Source organism: Tannerella forsythia (assembly GCF_001006485.1).
GTDB lineage: Bacteria > Bacteroidota > Bacteroidia > Bacteroidales > Tannerellaceae > Tannerella > Tannerella forsythia.
The window spans coordinates 1-721 of the sequence record NZ_JUET01000039.1 but is presented as its reverse complement, the minus strand read 5'-3'; the positions used below and the strand labels follow the sequence as shown (position 1 = coordinate 721).

The following is a 721-nucleotide window of genomic DNA, read 5'->3' as shown; positions in this document are numbered from 1 at the left end:
CGCCGTCTGTTCTTCGATCAGGTCGAGTGTTTCCTTCAATTGTCTGAGAACAATCAGGTCGGTTTCTGAGAACGAGCCTGTCAGCGCGGCTTTCACCCTCTCACGTCCATGTTTGTTGAGTATGCGTCCATGCACAAGACTGAGGAGTTCATCAGGATCGGTCTGTCCGTCGATTATCGCTTTGAGTACAGACCGATAGCTTTTGCTTTTGGTGGTAGCCACGTAATTGCTGAGCCTAAAACCGCATCTTTGCAAAGCTGCGTCGAGTTTGTTGCTGTTGTAGGTCGTATCTTCGCACAGGTCCATGATACGGCGGTTCAATTTGCGCATATCCTGCACGATGGGCTCGGGAACGAAGCTTCCCTTGATGAGATTTTTCAGAAGACACTCCGCGATCCATCGGGCATCCTTCACGTCACTTTTCCTGCCGGGAAGCTGCTTGATGAAATAGGGATTCACCAATCTGAGTTCCATCGATTCGCAGAGTTCCGTCCATACCGGAACCCAATAGACGGCCGTGCTCTCCATAGCTGCTTCGGTGACACCATGGGCTCTCATGTCATGATGCATCTGACGCAAGTCGGGAGTAAGCACTCCATAAGTATTTTCCCAAATAATGGCCTGGTCATATCCCATAATACAGAGATAAATGCTATCTTTGTGCACATCAAGGCCGGCAACTGTTCGAGTTCTGTTCATAATTATTTTTTTAAATTTTTTT

The 721-nt window shown here is 48.0% G+C and carries 1 protein-coding gene; it reads right to left on the bottom strand.

The features are described from left to right. Window positions 1-699 (bottom strand): IS110 family transposase (locus Tanf_RS01860; protein ID WP_046824700.1); only part of this gene is annotated, 699 nt, incomplete at its 3' end. Window positions 700-721 lie beyond the last annotated feature (22 nt).